23 protein-coding genes and 1 pseudogene are annotated in these 24507 nt (G+C 53.0%); 14 read left to right on the plus strand and 10 right to left on the minus strand.

The window, feature by feature from the left end; translation table 11 throughout:
* Nucleotides 1-62: 62 nt before the first annotated feature.
* The 3 genes from glnG to glnA form a co-directional block, all read right to left on the minus strand.
* Nucleotides 63-1475 carry a nitrogen regulation protein NR(I) gene (gene glnG / locus ACHHZ6_RS21555; protein ID WP_182273232.1) on the minus strand — a complete coding sequence of 471 codons (1413 nt, stop codon included), beginning with the start codon at nt 1473-1475 and terminating at the stop codon, nt 63-65.
* An 11-nt stretch (nt 1476-1486) separates the two neighbouring features.
* Nucleotides 1487-2536 (minus strand): nitrogen regulation protein NR(II), encoded by a 1050-nt coding sequence (glnL, locus tag ACHHZ6_RS21560; RefSeq protein WP_182919142.1) that lies wholly within the window; start codon nt 2534-2536, stop codon nt 1487-1489.
* 286 nt (nt 2537-2822) lie between these two features.
* Nucleotides 2823-4232: a glutamate--ammonia ligase gene (glnA, locus tag ACHHZ6_RS21565; protein ID WP_182273234.1), complete on the minus strand. Its 1410-nt coding sequence runs from the start codon at nt 4230-4232 to the stop codon at nt 2823-2825.
* 378 nt (nt 4233-4610) lie between these two features.
* Here glnA and typA point away from each other — a divergent pair, with 378 nt between their 5' ends.
* From typA to fabY, 5 genes are all read left to right on the plus strand, one after another.
* On the plus strand, nt 4611-6434 hold the full coding sequence (typA, locus tag ACHHZ6_RS21570) for a ribosome-dependent GTPase TypA (RefSeq protein WP_182273235.1): 1824 nt from the start codon (nt 4611-4613) through the stop codon (nt 6432-6434).
* Nucleotides 6435-6567: 133 nt separating this feature from the next.
* Nucleotides 6568-7167: a glucose-1-phosphatase gene (yihX, locus tag ACHHZ6_RS21575; RefSeq protein ID WP_182273236.1), complete on the plus strand. Its 600-nt coding sequence runs from the start codon at nt 6568-6570 to the stop codon at nt 7165-7167.
* Complete coding sequence (locus tag ACHHZ6_RS21580; protein ID WP_182273237.1) at nt 7161-8042, plus strand: virulence factor BrkB family protein; 882 nt, start codon at nt 7161-7163, stop codon at nt 8040-8042. The genes yihX and ACHHZ6_RS21580 overlap by 7 nt, the downstream gene beginning before the upstream one ends.
* The gene (gene dtd, locus ACHHZ6_RS21585; protein ID WP_182273238.1) at nt 8039-8476 is read left to right on the plus strand and encodes a D-aminoacyl-tRNA deacylase; all 438 of its coding nucleotides are present in this window, start codon (nt 8039-8041) and stop codon (nt 8474-8476) included. Before ACHHZ6_RS21580 ends, dtd begins: the two co-directional genes overlap by 4 nt.
* A 44-nt stretch (nt 8477-8520) precedes the next feature.
* Entirely contained in the window at nt 8521-9462 is a 942-nt protein-coding gene (gene fabY, locus ACHHZ6_RS21590) for a fatty acid biosynthesis protein FabY (RefSeq protein WP_182273239.1), read from the plus strand.
* A 13-nt stretch (nt 9463-9475) separates the two neighbouring features.
* Here fabY and ACHHZ6_RS21595 read toward each other — a convergent pair whose 3' ends face one another.
* Entirely contained in the window at nt 9476-10393 is a 918-nt protein-coding gene (locus ACHHZ6_RS21595) for an alpha/beta hydrolase (RefSeq protein WP_182273240.1), read from the minus strand.
* Nucleotides 10394-10542: 149 nt separating this feature from the next.
* Between ACHHZ6_RS21595 and ACHHZ6_RS21600 the strand changes: the two are divergent.
* A pseudogene (locus ACHHZ6_RS21600) lies at nt 10543-10783 on the plus strand (PIN domain-containing protein); the annotation flags it as partial.
* A 39-nt stretch (nt 10784-10822) separates the two neighbouring features.
* Here ACHHZ6_RS21600 and fdhE read toward each other — a convergent pair.
* From fdhE to fdnG, 4 genes are read right to left on the minus strand one after another with little or no spacing between them, the layout of a single operon-like run.
* Nucleotides 10823-11752, minus strand: coding sequence for a formate dehydrogenase accessory protein FdhE (gene fdhE, locus ACHHZ6_RS21605; protein WP_182273241.1), 930 nt, complete (start codon nt 11750-11752; stop codon nt 10823-10825).
* Nucleotides 11749-12384, minus strand: coding sequence for a formate dehydrogenase cytochrome b556 subunit (gene fdoI, locus ACHHZ6_RS21610; protein WP_182273242.1), 636 nt, complete (start codon nt 12382-12384; stop codon nt 11749-11751). Before fdoI ends, fdhE begins: the two co-directional genes overlap by 4 nt.
* Complete coding sequence (gene fdxH / locus ACHHZ6_RS21615) at nt 12381-13283, minus strand: formate dehydrogenase subunit beta (protein ID WP_395122990.1); 903 nt, start codon at nt 13281-13283, stop codon at nt 12381-12383. Before fdxH ends, fdoI begins: the two co-directional genes overlap by 4 nt.
* A gap of 12 nt (nt 13284-13295) precedes the next feature.
* Nucleotides 13296-16346, minus strand: a complete 3051-nt coding sequence (gene fdnG / locus ACHHZ6_RS21620; protein WP_395122991.1) for a formate dehydrogenase-N subunit alpha — start codon at nt 16344-16346, stop codon at nt 13296-13298.
* 383 nt (nt 16347-16729) lie between these two features.
* Between fdnG and fdhD the strand changes: the two genes are divergently transcribed.
* Together fdhD and ACHHZ6_RS21630 are read left to right on the plus strand one after the other, a co-directional pair.
* Nucleotides 16730-17566 (plus strand): formate dehydrogenase accessory sulfurtransferase FdhD, encoded by an 837-nt coding sequence (gene fdhD / locus ACHHZ6_RS21625; protein ID WP_395122992.1) that lies wholly within the window; start codon nt 16730-16732, stop codon nt 17564-17566.
* Nucleotides 17567-17680: 114 nt separating this feature from the next.
* Entirely contained in the window at nt 17681-17893 is a 213-nt protein-coding gene (locus ACHHZ6_RS21630; protein ID WP_182273246.1) for a DUF1471 domain-containing protein, read from the plus strand.
* A gap of 39 nt (nt 17894-17932) precedes the next feature.
* On the opposite strand, the gene ACHHZ6_RS21635 is transcribed toward ACHHZ6_RS21630, so the two are convergent.
* A complete protein-coding gene (locus ACHHZ6_RS21635; protein WP_182273247.1) occupies nt 17933-18256 on the minus strand; it encodes an AzlD domain-containing protein in 324 nt (107 codons plus the stop codon).
* Nucleotides 18256-18915 carry an AzlC family ABC transporter permease gene (locus tag ACHHZ6_RS21640; RefSeq protein WP_182273248.1) on the minus strand — a complete coding sequence of 220 codons (660 nt, stop codon included), beginning with the start codon at nt 18913-18915 and terminating at the stop codon, nt 18256-18258. Before ACHHZ6_RS21640 ends, ACHHZ6_RS21635 begins: the two co-directional genes overlap by 1 nt.
* A 102-nt stretch (nt 18916-19017) precedes the next feature.
* Between ACHHZ6_RS21640 and ACHHZ6_RS21645 the strand changes: the two genes are divergently transcribed.
* The 6 genes from ACHHZ6_RS21645 (at nt 19018) to ACHHZ6_RS21670 (ending at nt 24464) form a co-directional block, all read left to right on the plus strand.
* On the plus strand, nt 19018-19566 hold the full coding sequence (locus ACHHZ6_RS21645) for a helix-turn-helix domain-containing protein (protein WP_182273249.1): 549 nt from the start codon (nt 19018-19020) through the stop codon (nt 19564-19566).
* 177 nt (nt 19567-19743) lie between these two features.
* Nucleotides 19744-20364: a superoxide dismutase [Mn] gene (gene sodA, locus ACHHZ6_RS21650; protein ID WP_182273250.1), complete on the plus strand. Its 621-nt coding sequence runs from the start codon at nt 19744-19746 to the stop codon at nt 20362-20364.
* A 195-nt stretch (nt 20365-20559) separates the two neighbouring features.
* Nucleotides 20560-21237, plus strand: coding sequence for a 6-hydroxyaminopurine reductase (gene yiiM, locus ACHHZ6_RS21655; protein ID WP_182273251.1), 678 nt, complete (start codon nt 20560-20562; stop codon nt 21235-21237).
* A gap of 181 nt (nt 21238-21418) precedes the next feature.
* Nucleotides 21419-22123: a UTRA domain-containing protein gene (locus ACHHZ6_RS21660; protein WP_182273252.1), complete on the plus strand. Its 705-nt coding sequence runs from the start codon at nt 21419-21421 to the stop codon at nt 22121-22123.
* Nucleotides 22124-22131: 8 nt separating this feature from the next.
* Entirely contained in the window at nt 22132-23097 is a 966-nt protein-coding gene (locus tag ACHHZ6_RS21665) for a sugar phosphate isomerase/epimerase family protein (protein ID WP_395122993.1), read from the plus strand.
* A 116-nt stretch (nt 23098-23213) separates the two neighbouring features.
* The gene (locus tag ACHHZ6_RS21670; RefSeq protein WP_182274602.1) at nt 23214-24464 is read left to right on the plus strand and encodes an MFS transporter; all 1251 of its coding nucleotides are present in this window, start codon (nt 23214-23216) and stop codon (nt 24462-24464) included.
* Nucleotides 24465-24507 lie beyond the last annotated feature (43 nt).

The following is a 24507-nucleotide window of genomic DNA, read 5'->3' on the forward strand; positions in this document are numbered from 1 at the left end:
CAGTAAAGCGCAAAATAACAGCAATTTGCGCTCAATTAATCATCTTTACACAGCGGTAAAAATCACTCCATGCCCAGCTCTTTCAGCTTACGTGTCAGGGTATTGCGTCCCCATCCCAGTAAGCGAGCGGCTTCCTGTTTATGACCCTGCGTATGACGAAGCGCGGTGGTTAACAGCGTGCGCTCCATCTCAGGCTGAGCCTCAGAGAGTAAATTTTGATGACCGGAACGCAGCGCGCGATCGGCCCACTGTGCCAGCAGCGTCGCCCAGCTGTCCGGTAGTGCGTGTCCGGTACTGCTTTCTGGCGCGGTTGCTTCAAACAGTTCAGCGGGTAAATCCTGAATCAGAACTTCCTGCCCGGCGGCCATGACGGTTAACCAGCGGCAGGTGTTTTCCAGCTGACGCACGTTGCCCGGCCAGGCCAGACGGGTAAGGGCGGCGTCAGTTTCCGGGTGTAGCTGCTTGGCTTCCACACCCAGCTCACGGGCGGCCACCTGCAGAAAATGGCGTGCCAGGCGAGGAATGTCTTCACGACGCTCGCGCAGTGGCGGAAGATGTACACGGATCACGTTCAGGCGGTGGAATAAGTCCTCGCGGAATTTCCCTTCCTGCACGCGCAGCTCCAGGTTCTGGTGCGTTGCGGCAATAATACGGACGTCCACTTTTACTGGCGCATAGCCGCCCACGCGATAAAACTGTCCGTCGGCCAGTACGCGCAGCAGGCGGGTCTGAACATCCAGCGGCATATCGCCGATTTCATCCAGGAAGAGAGTGCCTCCATCGGCCTGTTCGAAGCGCCCCTGGCGAATGGTATTTGCGCCGGTAAACGCCCCTTTTTCGTGGCCGAACAGTTCGGATTCGATCAAATCCTTCGGGATCGCCGCCATATTCAGGGCGATAAACGGCGCTTTTGCCCGCGGGCTGTGGCGGTGCAAGGCGTGGGCAACCAGCTCTTTGCCGGTACCTGATTCACCGTTAATCAATACGCTGATGGACGAGCGCGACAAACGACCAATGATACGAAATACATCCTGCATGGCTGGCGCTTCGCCGATGATGTCCGTTGTTGGGCCAAAATCGGGGGTATGACGGGGCTGCTGCTGCTCCTGGTAGTGGCTAATGGCACGTTCAACCAGAGCGACAGCTTCGTCAATATCAAACGGTTTGGGCAGGTAGTCGAATGCCCCTTGCTGATAAGCGCTGACGGCTGCATCCAGATCGGAGTGCGCCGTCATTATGATGACCGGAAGCATAGGATGGCGTTGTTTGATCTGCTTTAAGAGCGCCAGCCCGTCCATTCCCGGCATGCGAATATCCGAAAGCAGAACATCCGGGGTTTTGGTGGTGAGCGCATCGAGCACTTCGCTGCCGTTCTCAAACGTCGTGCAGCTTAATCCTGCTCCGGTGAGTGCGCGTTCCAGCACCCAACGGATGGAGCTATCGTCATCGACTACCCAGACTATCCCTCGTTGCATAAACGTCACCTTTATTTTTTAATCGGCAGGAAAACCGAAAACTCGGTATGTCCCGGCCAACTGGTAAATTCAATTTTGCCAGAGTGTTGGTCGATCAAATTGCGGGCAATGGATAACCCCAGACCAGTGCCGCCTTCGCGACCGCTCACCATCGGGTAGAACAACGTGTCCTGTAAATGTGACGGAATGCCCGGCCCGTTATCCTCAACGTCGATGCGTGCTGCCAGGCGATAGCGCACGCCGTGCAGTGTCAGCTGGAATGCGGTGCGGGTGCGCAGAATGATTTCGCCCCCTTCCGGTCCCAGAGCCTGCAACGCATTGCGCACAATATTCAGCAGAACCTGTTCAATCTGGTCAGGATCGTGCGCCAGTTCCGGCAGGCTTGGGTCGTAATCACGCACCAGCGTGACGTTCTCCGGCAGTTCCATCGAGACGAGCTTCACTACCCGTTCAGCCACTTTATGAATGCTTTCTGAAACATGCATACCCGGCTGTTGCGGCCCCAGAAGACGGTCGACCAGATTGCGCAGGCGATCGGCCTGCTCAATGATGACGTTGGTGTACTCCGCAAGTGTTGGGTCGGGCAGTGCCTTGGTTAACAGCTGTGCTGCGCCGCGTAACCCTCCCAGCGGGTTTTTGATTTCATGAGCCAGCCCCCGTACCAGGTCACGGGCGGCAATTTGCTGCGCATGCTGGAGCTGTTCCTGGCTGAGGCGGCGCTGGTTGTCCATCGGTGCCATTTCAAGCAGGATGAACCCTTCAGGCAGACGCTGCGCCGTTAGCGAAAGAATATGTGAGCGTCCGTCGATCACCAGCGTCACTTCGTTATCGGTGAACCCCTGACCGGACTGCAAACTTTCCTGCATCAGGCCAATATTCAGCGAAAAATAGCTCAACAATTCCGGAAGTGGGGTACCAAACAGTTTGCGTGCGCTTTGTGCGAGCAGTTGCTGCGCCGCCGGGTTGGCGTAATGTACAGCCAGCTCGTCGTCGACCAGCAAAATACTGTTAATTAAAGAATTGAGGATCTGCCCAGCATCGGGCAGCGTGCCAGTTGCCATTCAGCAGTCTCCTGGAGTTGGTTGCACTAATTTAGTGCAGTATAGCTTTTTCGTTGCAAAAAGCGCGTGAGATCAGTTTGTTGGTGGAGAAAAAAGCCCATCCGAAGATGGGCTGAAAGTTTCCACGGCAACAAAAAATCCTCTCGCGTCTTTCTCGCCGCAGCCGCGTTGGCTGCCTTCGTTCACCCCGGTCACATAGCTATCTATGCTCCCGGGGATTCACTCAGTTGCCGCCTTGCTGCGACAAGAAATCCGCCGAGTATTAATTTCTTTCTTTAATTCTGACTTAAACGCTGTAGTACAGTTCGAATTCAACTGGGTGCGGAGTCATACGCACACGGTCGTTCTCTTCAATACGCAGAGCGATGTAAGCATCGATAGCGTCGTCAGTGAACACACCACCAGCAGTCAGGAACTCGCGGTCAGCGTCCAGCGCGTTCAGTGCTTCTTCCAGAGAACCGGCAACCTGTGGGATCTCTTTCGCTTCTTCTGGCGGCAGGTCATACAGGTTTTTGTCCATTGCTTCGCCTGGGTGGATCTTGTTCTTGATACCGTCCAGACCGGCCATCAGCAGTGCTGCGAAGCACAGGTATGGGTTAGCCGCTGGATCCGGGAAGCGAACTTCGATACGACGCGCTTTCGGAGAAGCCACCACCGGGATACGGATAGAAGCAGAACGGTTACGTGCAGAGTATGCCAGCATCACTGGTGCTTCGTAGCCCGGAACCAGACGCTTGTAAGAGTTGGTGGTTGGGTTCGCCAGGGCGTTGATTGCCTTAGCGTGTTTGATTACGCCGCCAATGTAGAACAGTGCCTGCTCAGACAGACCTGCATACTTATCGCCAGAGAACAGGTTGGTACCGTTCTTGGACAGGGACATGTGGCAGTGCATACCGGAACCGTTATCGCCGAACATTGGTTTTGGCATGAAGGTTGCGGTCTTACCGAAACGGTGCGCAACGTTGTGCACAACGTATTTGTAGATCTGAATCTCATCCGCTTTCTTGGTCATGGTGTTGAAGCGGGTTGCGATTTCGTTCTGGCCAGCAGTTGCGACTTCGTGGTGGTGTGCTTCAACCACCAGGCCCATCTCTTCCATCACCAGACACATGGTAGAACGAATGTCCTGTGAAGAATCGACCGGAGGAACCGGGAAGTAACCGCCTTTCACGCCAGGGCGGTGACCTTTGTTACCACCTTCGTATTTGGTGGAAGAGTTCCATGCGCCTTCGATATCATCGATAGCAACGTGGGAACCAGAAATTGAAGCGCCGAAACGAATGTCGTCAAACAGGAAGAACTCTGGTTCTGGCCCGAACAGAACGGTGTCTGCGATGCCGGTAGAACGCAGATACTCTTCAGCGCGTTTAGCGATGGAGCGTGGGTCGCGATCGTAACCCTGCAGCGTGCCTGGCTCGAGGATATCGCAGCGGATGATCAGCGTCGGCTCTTCGAAGAATGGGTCAATGAGTGCAGTCGTCGCGTCCGGCATCAGAACCATGTCGGATTCGTTAATGCCTTTCCAGCCGCCAATGGAGGAGCCGTCAAACATTTTGCCTTCTTCAAAGAACTCGGCGTTCACCTGATGAGCAGGAATAGTGACGTGCTGTTCTTTACCTTTGGTATCGGTGAAGCGCAGATCAACAAACTTCACTTCATGTTCGTTCAGCATCGTCAAAACGTGTTCAGCGGACATACTTAACTCTCCAGATTGGTCATTGTCGTCGTGGTAACGAGGTCTTCAATTTCTGTTTGTACTGGCCGTGTGCCATGTATTTTTATAAAGCGAAATCTGTGCCAACTTTTAAAATACCCCCAAAAGGCGTTATCATGCGCACCATAGTGCAAAAGGGCTGCACCATGATAGTCATGTTGCACCAGTATAGTGCTTCAATGTGAACATTGAGCACCATATTGGTGCAATTTACGTGAAAGCGCCCTTTTACCGCTCCGTGAAAGCGATCACAAAGCATCCCTGCAATACTTGTTTGCGGGGGATGTTTGTGATCCTGTTTTGTAGTGCGATTAATCCGTGTACAATAACGCGCTATTTCTAAATGCCTGAGGCAAAGTTGTGATCGAAAATTTGCGTAACATCGCCATCATCGCGCACGTTGACCATGGTAAAACTACCCTGGTTGATAAGCTGCTGCAGCAATCCGGTACGTTTGATGCGCGTGCCGAAACCCAAGAACGCGTGATGGACTCCAACGATTTGGAGAAAGAGCGTGGGATTACCATCCTCGCGAAAAACACCGCGATTAAATGGAATGACTACCGTATCAACATCGTTGATACCCCAGGGCACGCCGACTTCGGTGGTGAAGTTGAACGTGTAATGTCCATGGTAGACTCCGTTCTGCTGGTCGTTGACGCAATGGATGGCCCAATGCCACAGACGCGCTTCGTGACCAAAAAAGCATTTGCCCACGGTCTGAAGCCAATCGTAGTTATCAACAAAGTTGACCGTCCTGGCGCGCGTCCTGACTGGGTTGTTGACCAGGTATTCGACCTGTTCGTTAACCTCGACGCGACTGACGAGCAGCTGGACTTCCCTATCGTTTATGCTTCTGCGCTGAACGGTATCGCAGGTCTGGATCACGAGAACATGGCTGAAGACATGACCCCGCTGTACCAGGCGATTGTTGACCGTGTTCCTGCACCAAACGTTGATCTCGACGGCACCCTGCAGATGCAGATCTCTCAGCTCGACTACAACAACTACGTTGGTGTTATCGGCATTGGTCGTATCAAGCGCGGTAAAGTTAAGCCTAACCAGCAGGTTACTATCATCGATAGCGAAGGCAAAACCCGTAACGGTAAAGTCGGTAAAGTGCTGACTCACCTGGGTCTGGAGCGTATCGATAGCGACGTGGCTGAAGCAGGCGACATCATCGCGATCACCGGTCTGGGTGAGCTGAACATCTCCGACACCATCTGCGACCCGCAGAATGTTGAAGCGCTGCCAGCCCTGTCCGTTGATGAACCAACCGTATCCATGTTCTTCAACGTCAACACCTCTCCGTTCTGTGGTAAAGAAGGTAAGTTCGTTACCTCTCGTCAGATCCTTGACCGCCTGAACAAAGAGCTGGTGCACAACGTTGCACTGCGCGTTGAAGAAACACCAGACGCTGACGCATTCCGCGTTTCCGGTCGTGGTGAGCTGCACCTGTCTGTTCTTATCGAAAACATGCGTCGTGAAGGTTTCGAGATGGCGGTTTCCCGTCCGAAAGTTATCTTCCGCGAAATCGACGGCCGTAAACAAGAGCCGTTCGAAAACGTAACGCTGGACGTTGAAGAGCAGCACCAGGGTTCTGTCATGCAGGCTCTGGGTGAGCGTAAAGGCGACCTGAAAAACATGAATCCAGATGGCAAAGGCCGCGTACGTCTCGACTACGTGATCCCAAGCCGTGGCCTGATCGGCTTCCGTTCAGAGTTCATGACCATGACTTCTGGTACCGGTCTGCTGTACTCCACCTTCAGCCACTACGACGACGTTCGTCCAGGCGACGTGGGCCAGCGTAACAACGGCGTTCTGATCTCCAACGGTCAGGGTAAAGCGGTTGCATTCGCACTGTTCAGCCTGCAGGACCGCGGTAAGCTGTTCCTGGGTCACGGTGCTGAAGTTTACGAAGGCCAGATCATCGGTATTCACAGCCGTTCTAACGACCTGACTGTAAACTGCCTGACCGGTAAGAAACTGACCAACATGCGTGCGTCCGGTACTGACGAAGCAACGGTTCTGGTTCCACCGATCAAGATGACCCTGGAGCAAGCTCTGGAATTCATCGATGACGACGAACTGGTAGAAGTGACTCCACAGTCTATCCGTATCCGTAAACGTCACCTGACTGAGAACGACCGTAAACGTGCAATGCGCGGTGCGAAAGAAGAGTAATTCACTCCTCTTTTAGTCTGCAAAACCCCGTCCTTGTGGCGGGGTTTTTCTTTTTCTGACCTGGGTTCTGGCGCATAGCCAAACCTTATCTTTCCCGCTACAGTTACTTTTCCACGGCGAGCAGGAGATAAACATGCTTTATATCTTTGACTTAGGAAATGTAATCGTCGATATCGATTTTAATCGTGTGCTGGGTACATGGAGTGATTTCAGCCGTGTTCCACTGGCGACGTTAAAACAGAGTTTCGCGATGGGGGAGACTTTCCATCAGCACGAGCGCGGCGAGATCAGCGACGAAGAATTCGCTGAACGTTTCTGTCATGAAATGGAGCTGCCGTTAAGCTATGAGCAGTTCTCCCACGGCTGGCAGGCGGTGTTTGTTGCGATCCGCCCGGACGTCATCGTCACCATGAAAAAACTGCGTGAGCAGGGGCATCGGGTAGTGGTTCTGTCAAATACCAACCGTCTGCACACCACGTTCTGGCCAGATGAATACCCTGAAGTGCGTGCGGCGGCAGATAAAATCTATCTCTCCCAGGAGATGGGCATGCGCAAACCCGAAGCGCGAATTTATCAGGCTGTTCTCCAGGCGGAGGGATTCTCTGCGGCCGATGCGGTCTTTTTCGACGACAACGCCGATAATATAGAGGGAGCTAACCAGTTAGGTATCACGTCAATTCTGGTGACCGGAAAAGAGACGATACCGAACTACTTTGCGAAGCAGCTATGCTAAAAACCGTTCAGCAAAAAGCCACTCACCATACCCGCCCGTTGCGTGCGTGGCTAAAACTCCTCTGGCACCGCATTGACGAGGACAACATGACGACGCTGGCGGGGAACCTCGCGTATGTGTCGTTACTCTCACTGGTGCCGCTGGTGGCCGTCGTCTTTGCGCTTTTTTCTGCTTTTCCGATGTTTGCAGATGTCAGCCTGCAGCTTCGTCATTTTGTCTTTGCGAACTTCATTCCTGCCACTGGCGATGTTATACAGAACTATATTGAGCAGTTCGTTGCCAACTCCAGCAAGATGACGGCAGTGGGGGCGTGCGGCCTGATCGTGACGTCGCTGCTTCTGATGTATGCCATTGATAATGCGCTTAACACCATCTGGCACAGTAAAAAAGTGCGCCCGAAAGTGTACTCTTTTGCCGTGTACTGGATGATTTTAACGCTCGGCCCGTTGTTAGCGGGTGCGAGCCTGGCTATCAGCTCGTATCTTCTTTCGTTGCGCTGGGCCAGTGACTTAAACGGCGTTATTGATAATGTTCTGCGAATCTTCCCGCTGATTTTATCGTGGTTCTCTTTCTGGCTGCTCTACAGTGTGGTACCGACCACTCGCGTGCCTAACCGCGACGCTATCGTCGGGGCGCTAGTGGCGGCGGCGTTCTTTGAACTGGGCAAAAAAGGCTTTGCCCTCTACATCACCATGTTCCCTTCTTATCAGCTGATTTACGGCGTGCTGGCGGTGATCCCCATTTTGTTTGTCTGGGTTTACTGGACCTGGTGTATCGTCTTGCTTGGTGCCGAAATAACTGTCACTCTCGGCATATATCGCGAACTCAAAAAAGCAGCTGAAGCTGAAAAACAACAAGAAGAAAACCAACCATGATTGCATTGATACAGCGCGTAACCCGTGCCAGCGTCACCGTGGAGGATGAGGTGACGGGTGAAATTGGCCCAGGACTTTTGGTGTTGTTAGGTGTCGAAAAGGATGACGACGAACAAAAAGCTAACCGCTTGTGTGAGCGTGTGCTGGGTTACCGCATTTTCAGTGATGCGGAAGGCAAGATGAACCTGAACGTCCAGCAGGCGGGTGGCAGTGTGCTGGTTGTTTCCCAGTTTACGCTGGCCGCAGATACCGAGCGCGGCATGCGTCCTGGCTTCTCCAGGGGGGCTGCCCCGGATCGTGCAGAAGCACTTTATGAGTATTTTGTTGAGCGTTGTCGCCAGCAGGAAATGAATACGCAAACCGGACGATTCGCTGCAGATATGCAGGTCTCGCTGGTGAACGATGGCCCCGTCACATTCTGGCTCCAGATATGAGCCAGTTGGCGGCGTGGCCGCGGGTAACAAGAGAGAGTACAGCTATGTATCACCTTCGAGTACCGCAAACGGAAGAAGAGTTAGAGGTGTATTACCAGTTCCGCTGGGAAATGCTGCGCAAGCCATTACATCAACCGAAAGGATCTGAACGCGACGCCTGGGACGCAATGGCGCATCACCAGATGGTGGTGGATGAAGAGGGTAACCTTGTCGCCGTCGGGCGTCTGTATATCAACGCGGATAACGAAGCGTCTATTCGCTTTATGGCTGTCCACCCCTCTGTGCAGGACAAAGGTCTGGGGACACTGATGGCGATGACCCTGGAGTCAGTTGCCCGTCAGGAAGGCGTTAAGCGCGTAACCTGTAGTGCCCGCGAGGATGCCGTGGAGTTCTTCGCCAAGCTCGGTTTTGTTAACCAGGGTGAAATCACCACACCGCAAACCACACCGGTGCGCCACTTTCTGATGATTAAACCCGTCGCCACGCTGGATGATATTCTGCACCGTGCCGACTGGTGCGGTCAGTTACAGCAGGCCTGGTATCAACACATCCCCCTGAGTGAAAAGATGGGGGTACGCATTCAGCAGTACACCGGGCAAAAATTTATGACCACGATGCCGGAAACCGGCAATCAGAACCCACACCACACGCTGTTTGCTGGCAGTCTGTTCTCACTGGCTACGCTCACCGGTTGGGGGCTTATCTGGTTGATGCTGCGCGAACGTCATCTTGGTGGCACCATCATTCTGGCAGATGCCCACATTCGCTACAGCGCGCCAATTAGCGGCAAGCCGAGCGCCGTTGCCGATCTCGGTTCGCTGGGAGGCGATCTCGACCGTCTGGCACGTGGACGCAAAGCTCGGGTGCAGATGCAGGTAGAGCTGTTCGGTGATGAAACGTCGGGCGCGATATTTGAAGGAACTTACATCGTTCTCCCTGCGAAGCCGTTTGGTGCGTATGAAGAGGGTGGGAACGAGGAGGAGTAATCTCCTCCCGCTGTTATCGCCTGGCGTTTTCAATCCGCCAGGCGATATCCCTCATTACGTCTTGCGCCGAATGGCTGATTCCGCCGAGCTGAAAGAAGCCATGGATGACTCCCAGCCAGCGCTGAGCGGTACATACCACCCCCTGCTCTGTCAGATACTGATAAAGCATCTCCCCCTCATCACATAGCGGATCATACTCGGCGGTAATAATGTGTACTGGCGGAAGACCGTTAAAATCATCCCGCCACAGTGGGCTGGCTTCTGGATGCTGACGATCGGTGTCTGCCAGATACATTTCATATCCGCTGAGCAGGGTATCGCGGGTGATAATATAATCTGTGCCATTGAGGGTGTAACTTTCAAAACTCGCCGTGGCGTCGAGCATGGGATAGATAAGTATGAGCTGCGCAGGTTGCCAGAGACCTTTGGCCTTTAGCCGTAGCGCCGTCACCAGCGCCAGATGCCCTCCCGCACTGTCCCCGCAAAGCGTGATCCGGTTTTTATCTACACCCAACGTGTTCGCATATTGCCAGACCAGTATCGCACCTCTTTCTGCGTCGTCATGCGCGGTGGGGAAGGTATGCTCTGGTGCCAGTCTGTACTGAACCGCAATCACCCGGCAATTGCCGTACCAGGCTAGCTGACGGAGTTGGTTATCATGCGTATCAAAGCCGCCGCTGATAAAGCACCCACCGTGATAGTAGATGGTAGCAGGTAATGTTTCAGGCGCGTTGGGGGGCGAAAATACACGAATAATAAGGCCCTCAAGAACATGCGTTTCAACGTGTATGCGAGTTTCTACCTCTCCGGCAAGTCCCGTACTGGCAACATACCCCGCTCGTCGGGCATTAATATTCTGATGACGTGATGAGGGCCGGCCTGCAGCGATAAATTCCTGAACCAGTTGTTCAATCCCTTTTTCCAGTGCCATGACAGAGTCTCTTTGACTGTATGAATATACAGTTTTATAGCCTGGTTTATTGCTGATGAAAACAAAGAAATTTGGTGAAACCAGAGATCTGGAAAGCGGCTCGCAAATGCGAGAGCTGTTTTTGTTATCTGCTTTGACCCTACAAAAAGGTAGGCGCTTGTAAACATGGTCATGAGACGAAAACAGCAGCGGTAATGGGCGCGTTTGAAATGATCGATGTCTCGCGGGATATTGCTGAAAGAAGCAGTCTTACTGCGTGAGAAATATGGGATGAAGCTTCCAGACGCCATCATCCTGGCGACTGCTCAGAGCAGAAACTGCCCGCTGATTTCACGAAATACCAAAGACTTTGCGGGTATTGCTGGGGTCATTTCCCCTTATCAACTGTAAGCCGGGCAAGCTTGCGCCGCCCGGCGCTGTCACAAGGGATTACTCCCCTTCACCCGGGAACAGGAACGGGTTGATAGAGCTGCGGGCAAAGCCCTCTTGCTCCATTTTGGCGTCCAGAATCAGCGAGGCGAGATCGTCGGCCACGGCTTCGACTTTCGGGTCTTTTTCCTGATACAGAATTTTCAGGTAGGTACCACAGTCGCCGCAGCTTTCGGCTTTCACCGCTGCGTCTTCGTTTTCCAGCGACCAGTAGTTGAGATCGCGGGTCTGCTCGCAGTTGCTGCACTTCACGCGCACCACATGCCACTCGGTTTCACACAGGTTGCAGTGCAGGTAGCGTAGCCCCTGGGTGGTACCAATTTGCACCATGCTGGAAACCGGCATCGAGCCACACACCGGGCAGAACTGGCGCGCTTCACCATATTCGGCACGGGCCTTGCCTGGGATGAGGCTTGCCATTTGCGCCCAGTAGAGCGACAACGCAGCCCAGATAAACGGTGCTTTATCACTGCTGACCAGCGAGAAATCAGAAGCAAACAGCGCGCTCGCCATCTCTTCCAGTTCCATATCGGAGGCTTTTTCCAGATTCTCAATAACCGCCAGCGCGGTACCGCTCATCTCCGGTTTTAGCTCAGCAATCAGCGAATGCAGCAGTGTGTGCCAGTGCTTATCGCGCGGCAGTACGTGAATATCCAGCGGCGGTTTACCTTGCTCGCTGGCTTCTTTAATGCGCGCGGTCAGATCCATTTGCAGCGGATGGTCGTACAGCACCACTTCCTGCGCGTGGGCAATGAGCGCGGCAAAACGCAGAAAATCGCCCAGAGGGTTGTTCTCTGCCAGCTCGCGCAGACGCTCTGCGCGGCGGTTATAGAGGTTCTTGAGTCTGGGGAATAACAACGGCGGAATATATTCCGCCGTGCGTTTCTCGCTCGAACCCAGCTCATCTTGCGGGATTATGCGAATACTCATTCAGATGACTTTTCCTGTTTCTGGCGGACTTCACGGTACCAGCGCGGGTGATGTTTCTTCGCCCACGTACTGGTTACCCAGCCTTCCACCATCGCGGTAATGGTGCCTTTCACCCAAAGGGCGGCGTAAATATGCACCATGATAACCACAATTAACGCCACTGCGGCAAATGAATGCAGCATCAGCGCGAATCGGATCACCGGGATTGAGAAAGCAGGCGCAAAGTACGGACGCCAGATGATCACACCGCTTACCAGCAACAGGACCAGGAAGATAATCGCCGCCCAGAATACGCATTTCTGGCCGAAGTTATAACGCCCGGTATCACCCACTTCCTCGTTGACGACGATCTTACGAATATTCTTCGCCCAAAAGATATCATCCCGATTGATTAGGTTATGGTGCCAGTATCGGAAAAACATGATGATGAACGACGCGAACATGATGACGCCAACAAACGGGTGCAGTATACGCGCCAGCTGTGGTGTCCCCATGATCTGCATCAGCCAGTTGAAGGACGGGAAGAAGAACCCTAGCCCGCTTATCGCCGCCAGCATGAAACAGAAGGCGGTGACCCAGTGGTTGATGCGTTCCGGCGCGGAGTAGCGCACGATGGTGTCACGTTTTCTCATTTGCGCACCTCGTCTTTCTCTTCATGCGTGTCGTCGTCTTCCTCTTCCGCGCGGTTCGGGCCGACACCGACGTAGTGGAAGATACTTGCTGCGAAGGTGGCAGCAAAACCGACCGCTGCCAGCGGTTTCCAGATGCCTTTCCAGAACTTAACGGTGGCGCTGATTTCCGGGTTCTCCGGCAGGCCGTGATACAGATTCGGCTTGTCGGCGTGATGCAGTACGTACATGACGTGCGTTCCGCCAACACCGGCCGGATCGTACAGGCCTGCGTTATCGTAACCACGGGTTTTCAGCTCGCCTACGCGCTCAGCCGCCAGCGTTTTCATATCCTCTTTAGAGCCAAAGTGGATAGCACCGGTTGGGCAGGTCTTCACACAGGCGGGTTCCTGACCGACGTTGACGCGGTCAACACACAGCGTACATTTGTAGACGCGGTTGTCTTCCGGGTTCAGTCGTGGCACGTTGAACGGGCAGCCCGCGATGCAGTAGCCACAGCCAATGCACTGCTCGGACTGGAAGTCGACGATGCCATTAGCATACTGAATGATAGCCCCTTCCGACGGACACGCCTTCAGGCAACCCGGATCCGCACAGTGCATACAGCCGTCTTTGCGGATCAGCCATTCCAGTTTGTCGTTCTGCTCCACTTCCGAGAAACGCATCACCGTCCAGGACTTCGCGGTCAAATCCGCCGGGTTGTCGTACACCCCAACGTTATGACCCACTTCGTCACGGATATCGTTCCACTCTGAACAGGCCACCTGACAGGCTTTACAGCCGATACAGGTGGTCACGTCGATAAGTTTCGCCACTTCCTGCTGGTGGTCCCGCGCCTGTGGCGCGGGTGTGAAACCGTTAGTCGCGGAACGACGGATAATGTCTTGAGATTGATAAGCCATAAGTCGTCTCCGTTACACCTTTTCCACGTTCACGAGGAAGGCCTTAAACTCCGGCGTCTGCGTGTTCGCATCACCGACGAACGGCGTCAGGGTGTTCGCAATAAACCCTTTTTTCGCCACGCCCTCATAACCCCAGTGGATCGGGATGCCGATGGTATCCACCTGCTGACCGTGAACGTTCAGCGTACGAATACGCTTGGTCACTACGGCCTTGGCCTTGATATAGCCACGGTTAGAAGAGACCTTCACGGTATCACCATGTGCGATGCCGAGCTTGTTCGCCAGCTTCTCACCGATCTCCACAAACTGTTCCGGCTGCGCGATAGCATTAAGCAGCGCGTGCTTGGTCCAGTAGTGGAAGTGTTCGGTCAGGCGATAAGTGGTGCCCACGTACGGGAACTTGTCTTTTTTACCCAGCGCTTCAAAATCGCCCTTAAAGATACGGGCTGCCGGGTTAGAGACCACGTTCGGGTGCAGCGGGTTGGTGCCCAGCGGCGTCTCAAACGGCTCGTAGTGTTCCGGGAACGGGCCTTCAGCCATTTTATCAATAGCAAACAGACGCCCCATCCCTTCAGGCTGCATGATAAACGGCCCGACATCGCTGCCTGGTGCGGCAGTGCTGTAGTCCGGAATATCCACGCCACCCCATTTCGCGCCATCCCATTTCAGAAGCTGACGCTTCGGATCCCACGGGTTACCCTGCGGATCTGCGGAGGCACGGTTATAGAGAATGCGACGGTTCAGCGGCCACGCCCATGCCCAGCCCAGCGTATTACCAAGGCCCGACGGGTCGGCGTTATCGCGGTTGGCCATCTGGTTACCTTTCGGCGTCCAGCTACCGGCAAAGATCCAGCAGCCGCTGGAGGTAGTACCGTCATCACGCAGGTGCGCGAAGGTGCTGAGCTGTTCGCCTTTCTTCGCCAGGACTGCACCGGTGGCCGGGTCGATAACATCCGCCAGTGCCTTACCGTTGCTCTCCATCGCCACTTCTTCCGGTGATGGGTTTTCCGGTGTCGAGTAGTTCCAGGTCATGTTCAGAACCGGTTCAGGGTTCGCACCGCCTTCTGCCGCGTACATCTTACGCAGGCGCAGGAAGATGCCGGCCAGGATCTCGCCGTCGTTCATGGCAATGCCCGGGGCGTCCGCACCTTTCCAGTGCCACTGCAGCCAGCGGCCGGAGTTGACGATAGAACCGTTCTCTTCCGCGAAGCAGGTGGATGGCAGGCGGAACACTTCGGTCTGAATCTTCGATGGGTCGACATCGTTCGATTCACCGTGGTTCTGCCAGAAGGTCGAGGTTTCGGTATTGAGTGGGTCAATCGTTACCAGGAACTTCAGTTTTGACAGAGAGGCCACAACCTTGTTCTTGTTCGGGAATGACGCCACCGGGTTAAAGCCCTGGCACAGATAGCCGTTGACCTTGCCCTGGTTCATCATCTCGAAGTACTGAAGAACATCGTAACCTTTGTCCCACTTCGGCAGCCAGTCGTAGCCCCAGCTGTTTTCAGCTGTCGCTTTGTCACCGAAGAATGCCTTCATCATGGAGACGAAGAACTTCGGATAGTTGCCCCAGTAGTTCACCTGGCCCTGGAGCAGCGGTTTTGGCGTGCTGGCTGTCAGGTAGGTTTGCAGATCAGTCTGTTTTTCGTTTGGCAGCGTCATGTAGCCGGTCAGGCTTTGTGACAGCAGGCCGAGGTCAGTCAGACCCTGAATATTGGAGTGACCGCGCAGGGCATTTACGCCGCCGCCTGCCATGCCCATGTTGCCGAGCAGCAGCTGAACCATCGCCATCGTACGGATGTTCTGCGCACCGATAGAGTGCTGTGTCCAGCCGAGGGCGTACAGGAACGATGCGGTTTTATCTTTCGCACTGGTTTCGGCGATAAGCTCACACACTTTCAGGAAGTCAGCCTTCGGCGTACCACAGATGTTTTCGACAACGTCCGGTGTATAGCGTGAAACGTGCTCTTTCAGCAGGTTCCATACACAACGCGGGTGTTGCAGGGTGGTGTCGCGTTTCGCAAAGCCGTTTTCATCCAGCTCGTAGTTCCAGCTGGTTTTGTCGTACTTGCGTTTTTCGGCGTCATAACCGCTGAACAGGCCATCTTCGAAGTGATAATCCTCACGCACGATCAGGCTGGCGTTGGTATACGCCTCAGTGTATTCGCGGTTATATTTTTCGTTGGTCATCAGGTACAGCAATACGCCTGACAGGAAAGTGATGTCAGTACCTGAACGAATAGGGGTGTAGAAATCCGCCACTGACGCAGTACGCGTAAAGCGGGGATCGATCACAATCAGTTTCGCACCGTTGTGGATTTTGGCTTCCATCGCCCAGCGGAACCCGACAGGGTGCGCTTCAGCGGCGTTACCGCCCATCACCACAATAAGGTTGGCGTTCTTGATGTCAACCCAGTGGTTGGTCATCGCACCGCGACCAAATGTTGGAGCAAGACTTGCTACCGTTGGTCCGTGTCAGACACGCGCCTGGTTGTCGACTGCGAGCATACCGAGTGCACGCGTAAATTTCTGGGTTAAGTAGCCGGTTTCGTTACTGGAAGCGGAAGCACACAGCATCCCGGTGGAGAGCCAGCGGTTGACCGTGACGCCATTGGCGTTCTGGGCAATAAAGTTGGCATCGCGGTCTTCTTTAATCAGTTTTGCGATGCGGTCAAATGCATCATCCCAGCTGATTTGCTGCCATTTGTCGGAACCTGGGGCGCGGTATTCAGGGAATTTCAGGCGGCTTTCTGAGTGAATAAAGTCCACCAGACCGGCCCCTTTCGGGCATAACGCCCCGCGATTGACCGGATGATCCGGGTCACCTTCGATGTGGAAGATAGACGCTTTGGCGTTTTTCGCGCCGTCGCCGAGGCTATACATCAACAGCCCGCAACCGACAGAGCAGTATGTACAGGTATTACGGGTTTCGCGGATGCGCAGCAGTTTGTACTGCCGCGTCTCCGCCAGCGCTACGCCGGGGGCAAAGCCCAGCGCCGCTGCCGTGGTGCCTGCCATACCGCCAGCGCAGATCTTAAAGAACTGCCTTCTGCTGACCTGCATGGGTCACTCCTTGTTTCGACATTGCTTACATATGTAGTTTTAACTTCACGGTTGTTTTTTCAACCACAAAGAAGAAAATTTGTTCTAATCCCTCAATCCCACGAGGGATATCATCAGAATACCACAATGTCGGTAAGCCTGTTCCAATGGCGTTAATACAAAGTGAACGTATTATCACCCTGCTGATTATAAAATGTGATATTAGTCACGTTATTAACCCTGCATGTTAAAGGGGTGTATCATGGTCTTCGTTGCACCTCTCCCAAATGAGTAGGTAAACTTGATGGGGATGGGCGCTTAAAAGTTGATCCATACTATGCGTAAGGTCTGCACTTTGTGATGCAATAGCAGGCTCACCTCCGTGGTTGTTCAGGAATACCGTTGTGTCTAAACAAAATCGTGCTCCCCACTCGTCGCCACTACCCGCTGGTATTGTGGAACTGCCGGTACACAGACCCCCCCACATTACCCATGCCACGCCTGATTTTCTGGCGGAGGAAGTCCCGGTTGCACTGGTCTACAACGGTATTTCCCACGTTGTAATGATGGCCTCTCCGAAAGATCTCGATCTGTTCGCCATTGGGTTTTCCCTCTCCGAAGGGATAATTGAGCACCCTCAGGAGATCTACGGCATGGACGTGGTTCAGGCCTGCAATGGACTGGAAGTACAAATCGAACTTTCCAGCCGCCGCTTTATGGGGCTGAAAGAGCGCCGTCGGGCGCTGGCCGGGCGTACTGGCTGCGGAGTGTGTGGTGTAGAACAGCTCAACGATATCGGCAAACCTGTTGTGCCTCTGCCGTTTACCCAGACCTTCAACCTTGCGAACCTCAATAAAGCGCTTGAGCACCTTAATGATGTTCAACCCATCGGCCAGTTGAGCGGTTGTACGCACGCGGCGGCGTGGGTGTTGCCGTCGGGGGATATTGTCGGGGGGCATGAGGACGTTGGCCGCCATGTGGCGCTGGATAAGCTGCTTGGTCGCCGTGCGCGTGAAAGTGAAATCTGGCAGCAGGGAGCGGCATTAGTATCCAGCCGTGCCAGCTATGAAATGGTGCAAAAATCCGCGATGTGCGGCGTTGAAATTCTGTTTGCGGTGTCGGCAGCAACGACGCTGGCAGTGGAGGTGGCTGAGCGCTGCAACCTGACGCTGGTGGGGTTCTGTAAACCGGGAAGGGCGACGATTTATACTCATCCTCAACGATTGATTATTGATCAGTAATTTTGAATGAGTTTGGCAAATCCTTCCGCTTTTAGTTGTCGGTGATGAGGTCTAGTATTTATCTCATCAAGGCGACACGCCTTATCCAAACAACTAATTGAAAGGGTTTATATCATGAAAAGCATCAAAACTTTTGTCGCTGTAATCGCTCTGTCTGCTTCTTTTGGTTCTTTCGCTGCTCAGACGGTCACGGCAACTGCCTCTACCATTGATGGTGCAGAAGCAAAAATCGCCGCTCAGGCTCAGGAAGCGGGCGCGTCGTCCTACAAAATTACCCAGGCGTTTTCCGGTAACCGTGTACACATGACCGCTGAACTGAACAAATAAGCCTGTCACACCGTCGAAAGAGCGCCCCCGGGCGCTTTTTTAGTTTATGCCCGCCAGACGCAATAGCGCAGTGACCACCGCCGCCGCAACGATCACCACAATTAACGGCATCTTGCGCCAGGCCAGGAATACCGCAAACGCCACGCCCAGCACCCGCGCCATCCCGGCAAAGTGTTCCCCTTCATAAAACGTTGTCGCCAGCGCGACGGAAAACAGTAATACCGTTGCTGCATCAGAAAGCAGCGCCTGGGAGCGCTCTGACAATGCCAGTCGGCTGCCGATTTTTGCCCCGCCAAGACGCATCAGATACGTCCCCGCAGACAAAATGGCGATACCGAGAATAAAGACCGTTATGTTTTCCATTATTTTTTCCTCGCGGCAAGGCCCAGTAAAGCGAGCAGAACCGGTAAACCCGCCGGGGTAAATGGCACGGCGGCCAGCGACAAGACTGCGCCGCTGCAGGCGCGGATCAGCGTGGTTCGGTTTTTAAACGCGGGAACGACCAGCGCCAGCAAAATGGCCGGGAATACGGCATCCAGCCCGATGGTTTCCGGGGCGGGCAGCAGTTTGCCGACCATTGCGCCCAGTAGCGCACCCAACGGCCAGATGACCGCGATGCCTAAACCGCACAGCCAGTAGGCTGCTTTACGCTGTTCGGGCGTTTTTTGCGACAGGCCAAACACCACGCTTTCGTCGTTCATGATGTGGCATCCCAGAAGGCTCGCACCGCGTTTGCCGACCAGCTCACGCACCGTGACGCCAAACGGCACATGGCGTGCGTTAACCAGTAACCCGGCAGCCGCTGCCGCCAGCGGGTTACCACCGCTAGCCACAATACCGATAAACATAAATTCTGAAGCCCCTGCCAGCACGGTGAGGGAAAGCACAAACGGTACCCAGAGCGGGAAACCGTATGCCATCGCCAGCGAGCCGTAGGACATTCCGACAACGCCAACCGCCAGACAAACAAGGATGATTGCTTTTATGGTGTCGCTTTTAAGGCAGGAGAGGTGGTGCTTCATACAGTTTTAGCCATATCGAACGTATTTCCATTATAATGAACGCATCAGAAGTGTTTTACAAGATGAACGATTCGTTCGATATAAAGAACAAGAGGCCGTTTTATGACGCAGCCAATTTGCGTGATCGCCAGCAGTCTGGTGCGAGAACGTCTGCGAACCGGGCTTTCACTGGCGGAAATTGCCCGCCGTGCCGGGATCGCCAAATCAACGCTCTCCCAGCTGGAGTCCGGCAATGGTAACCCTAGCCTGGAGACGCTCTGGTCGCTTTGTGTGGCGCTGGACATTCCTTTCGCCCGCTTGCTTGAGCCGCAGCAGCCAACCACTCAGGTGATCCGCCGGGGGGAAGGAACGAAGGTGGTCGCCGGGCAGGCCAACTATGAGGCCATTTTGCTGGCAGCGTGCCCACCGGGTGCCCGCCGTGATATCTATCTGTTGCAGACCCAGCCGGGTGCAGACCGTATTTCCCAGCCACATTCTCCAGGTTCAGTTGAGCATATTATCGTCACACAGGGGCGGGCGATAGTGGGCCCGCTTGACGCACCGGAAGAGCTGGGAGAAGGGGATTACATAAGCTATCCCGCCGACCAGTTGCATATCTTTAAGGCGCTGGAGCCGGACACCTGTGCTTTGCTGGTCGCGGAACAAAATTAACGAAATAACGCATTAACTGCATGATAAATTTAATAATTAATCCATTTGTCAAAGCGCGATAACCTTATAGAAATTACGGCATTGATAATCATTTTCAATACCATTTAATTAACTATAATGAACCAACTGCTTACGCGGCATTAACAGTTGTGCCGCCCGACACTAATGGAGAGGATTATGAGTTATACACTGCCATCCCTGCCGTATGCCTACGACGCACTGGAACCGCATTTTGACAAGCAGACGATGGAAATCCATCACACTAAACACCACCAGGCCTATGTAAACAACGCGAATGCCGCGCTGGAAAGCCTGCCAGAGTTCGCTAACCTGTCTGCTGAAGAGCTGATCGCTAAACTGGATCAGTTGCCAGCGGACAAGAAAACCGTTCTGCGTAATAACGCTGGCGGCCACGCTAACCACAGTCTTTTCTGGAAAGGCCTGAAAACCGGTACCACCCTGCAGGGCGACCTGAAAGCGGCTATTGAGCGCGACTTCGGTTCCGTTGATAACTTCAAAGCGGAATTCGAAAAAGCTGCTGCAACCCGTTTCGGCTCTGGCTGGGCGTGGCTGGTACTGAAAGGTGACAAACTGGCGATTGTTTCTACCGCTAACCAGGATTCCCCGTTGATGGGGGAAGCGATCTCTGGCGCATCCGGTTTCCCAATCGTGGGTCTGGACGTGTGGGAACACGCTTACTACCTGAAATTCCAGAACCGCCGCCCGGACTACATCAAAGCCTTCTGGGACGTGGTGAACTGGGACGAAGCCGCAGCGCGTTTTGCCGCGAAAAAATAAGGTTGCATTGCCACCTCTGAGAAGCGAGTCTGATGACTCGCTTTTTTTGTATCTGTATACCCGTCATACTTCAAGTTGTAGGTGCGTTGGCTGCGCTCGCTCACCCCAGTCACTTACTGGAGTCAGCTCCTGGGGATTCACTCTCTTGCCGCCTTCCTACAACTCGAATTATTTAGGGTATATAAAGGAGTCGCGATGCATTACCCGGTGAATGTGTTTACAGGCAAGGTCAGGGATTACGACGGTAGCCGCCCAAGCGCCATCGCCAAAATTCAGGTCGATGGTGAGCTGACGTTAACCGACCTTGGGCTTGCGGGTGACGAGCAGGCCGAAGCGAAAATCCACGGCGGGCCTGAGCGCGCGCTGTGCCACTATCCTCGCGAACATTATCGTCACTGGATAGCCGAATTCCCCGAGCAGGCGGATTTGTTTGTCGCACCCGCGTTCGGTGAGAACCTCTCGACCGAAGGGCTGACCGAAAAGAACGTCTTTATTGGCGATATCTTTCGCTGGGGTGAGGCGCTGATTCAGGTCACGCAGCCGCGCTCACCGTGCTTCAAGCTTAACTTCCATTTCGGCATTAGTGATATGTCAGCTCAGCTGCAAAGCGTGGGCAAAACCGGCTGGCTGTACCGCGTGGTGCTGGCTGGGCAGGTTTCGGCGGATGCACCGCTGGAGCTGGCGTCACGCCTGAGTGATGTCTCTGTGTACGACGCCTGCGCAATTGCCTGGCATATGCCGTTTGATGACGAACAGTATCATCGTCTGTTGTCGGCTGCGGGGCTATCGACCAGCTGGACAAGAACGATGCAGAGGCGACGTATTAGCGGGCAGATCGAGGATAATTCGCGGAGATTGTGGGGGAAACAGTAATTATTGCAAGAACAAGAGTGCCCGCCTGAATCTGGAGGGCATCGCCATTCTGGTGGTGTCCTCGCTAACGATGAACTTGCTACCTGGCCCACAAAAATGGCGTCAGCCTGCCGAAAAAGCTTGAGAATTTTCCCTGCTCAAATATTGTGTCTTCAAATTGGTTTAAACCAGATTGTGAGACATGAAAGAAAAAAACTATGTTGATCTCCTGAGAGACCGCTTCGAAAACTGGCTAGCGGCTAATGATTTTCCGCCGGGTTCCCGACTTCCCTCTGAGCGCGAATTGTGCGAATTGCTGGATGCGAAACGCATGACCTTAAGGCAGGTGTTAATTGAGCTTGAGGTCGCGGCGCGTATTTTTCGCAAGAACCGCAGCGGGTGGTTCATCTCTCCTCGTCGATTCATCTACAACCCAAAATCGCTCTCCAGCTTTAATGCGGAGGCGCGTGCGCAGGGACGAAAACCGTCCTGGGGTTATTTGACTAAAGACGTTGTCGATACCGCACCCCGCCATATTGAGAAAGCATTTTCTTCGTCCAGGGCTCCCTACCTGATAACCGGCTGGTGTGGGCTGGATGATCATAAAGTTTTTTACCATGAGTCCTGGATTGACGCCGATGCCGCCCCGGGTTTTATGGATAAGCTGGAAAATCACGCATTTTCTAAAGTCTGGGAAGAGAGTTTTGGGCTTACCTTGACCATCAAAGAGATGATTTTCAAACCCGTCAATATGCCGGAGCTTGCCTGCAAAGAGTTGGGCGTAGCACCTAATACGTACGGTATTTTGGTAGAGAAGCATCGTGCCACGTCTGAAAAAAAAGTGGTTCAGGTTGATCTGGAGTACTGGAGACTTGAATCCGTCGAACTGGTTATTCGTGATGAGTGAGAAAGATTATGGAAAACATTATCAGAGAAAAACTGGCTGAGCGCGCAAGAAACATCCGCCTTTATTTGCATGCATATGCCTTTCATTTAAATATGCGTTACGAAAGAATTCTTCCTGAAGATTTACTGGATATTGCACATCAGTATCATTTAACGGGTGTGAAAGTACATGTTGAAGATGGTGAATCCTTTTCACTGAAAAATATGCGGCCAGAGCAGTTGGCTTCGTTTAAAAAGAAAGCCGAACTGTACGGGCTCGATATTCATATTGAAACCAGTGCATCAGATAAAAAGACGCTGGATGAAGCTATTTATATCGCGCAGGCCACAGGTGCTACCTCCGTCAGATTTTATCCGCGTTATGAAGGCTATTTAAATTCGGTGCTGGAAAAAATCTCCCGGGATATAGCTTATCTGGCGCAGTTTGATAATAGTGGTATCCAGTTTACGATTGAACAACACGAAGATCTCAAAGGACATGAACTGGTTACACTGGTAAAAAACAGTGGTATGAAAAATCTCTCCATACTCTTTGATTTTGGCAATATGATAAATGCCAATGAACAACCCATGACAGCGCTACGGACAATGTCACCTTACATCACTCAGGTTCATATCAAGGATGCCAGAGTGATAAAAGAGGGTAAGGGATGGGCACATGAAGCCTGCAGTACGGGGCTCGGCGATCTCCCTGTCGAGATGATGCTGCGTGAACTTTTACTGTTGGGTGAAGACCAGCCGCAGGTCACTTCTTTCGGTCTGGAAGAAGAGGTTGATTATTACGCGCCAGCATTTCGTTTTGATGACGAAGGCGATAATCCCTGGATACCGTGGCGTGACGCAAGTTTCACTCCGCTTCCTGATAATGACCTGGTTGATGCTCGTCTGGCACAGGAGAAAGAGAATGCTATTTCTCAGATCGATTTTATTCGTAACCTGTGTGCGAAGTTTATAAATATAAAACAACCTGCTTAATTTATTTAACTGTGTCTTGATGCATCTTATGGCTTCCTTTTTTTCAGGAATAGCCATGTTTTTATATTGCTGAACGGTTTTCTCTCTAAATTGCAGTGAGGGTGTCGAATATGTTCATGAATAAATGGGCTCGTCTGTGCTTTTTGGTTTTGGGTGGTGGAACGATATTTAAGCTTTCCAGCATGAAGGATGTTTTTTATGTGCCAATGCAAAATGACTGGGGGCTGACAAACACACAAATAGGACTCAGTTTTACGGTATATACCATTGTACAAACCACAGGGCTTTTCCTTTCTTTATACATTGCTGATCGCTATTCTAAGAAGATCCTTCTGCCCTTCGGGTTAATTGGTGTGGGACTGTGTGGGCTATATTTATCCACGCTTCCATCGTTCACTGGCTATCTTATTTGCTTTGCGGCGATGGCCTTCTTTGCTGATGTGGTGTACTGGCCTGTGTTATTAAAAGCTGTACGCCTGTTAGGAACAAAAGAAGAACAGGGGCGGTTGTTCGGGCTTCTGGAGGCAGGGCGCGGTGTGGTGGATGTTATTGTCGCATCAGGTGCGCTGTTTGTCTTCGTTCACTTTGGTGAAGGGAAGGCAGGGATGCAGGCAGGCTTGCTCTACTACACGGTTATCACTCTTATGGCCGGGGTGATAACCTACTTCATCGTTGATGATGACCACGTCAAAAGCGGTGAAGGAAGCAGCACAAACATTGAAACCCTGAGAGGCATTAAACATGTTCTGACTTGCCCGAACGTCTGGTTAGCGTCATTTGGCATTTTCTTCGTGTATGCAGCTTACTGCGGTTTAACCTATTTCATTCCGTTCCTGAAAGACATCTACATGCTTCCGGTTGCGCTGGTGGGGGCGTACGGGATCATTAACCAGTATGCCCTCAAAATGGTGGGTGGGCCGGTGGGCGGTTTCCTGGCGGATAAAGTGGCTAAGTCCCCTACGGTCTACCTGAAATGGACGTTCTTGATTTCTGCCATTGCGATGATGTTGTTTATGCAACTCCCTCATCAGTCGATGAACGTTTACATCGGGATGATTGCAACATTAGGGTTTGGTGCCATCATCTTCTCGCAGCGAGCTATTTTCTTTGCCCCGATGGATGAAATTGGAACGCCACGGCAGTATGCCGGTTCGGCAATGGCATTTGGTTGTATTATCGGTTATATGCCAGCGATGTTTGCGTATACCCTCTATGGCTGGATTCTGGATAACTTTAAAGGGATTACCGGCTACAACTATGTGTTCAGCGTGATGATTGGCTTTAGTCTCTTAGGATTTGCGTGTTCAACATTGCTGGTGAAACGCATCAAGAAACAGAAAGTTATGCCAGTCAGTGCGGAGGCATAACATCATGAATCGCGTCCCCCGACACCGTATCGGGGGACGTGTG

This window comes from Enterobacter cloacae complex sp. 2024EL-00214 (genome assembly GCF_043945575.1).
In the GTDB taxonomy this organism is placed as follows: domain Bacteria; phylum Pseudomonadota; class Gammaproteobacteria; order Enterobacterales; family Enterobacteriaceae; genus Enterobacter; species Enterobacter cloacae_P.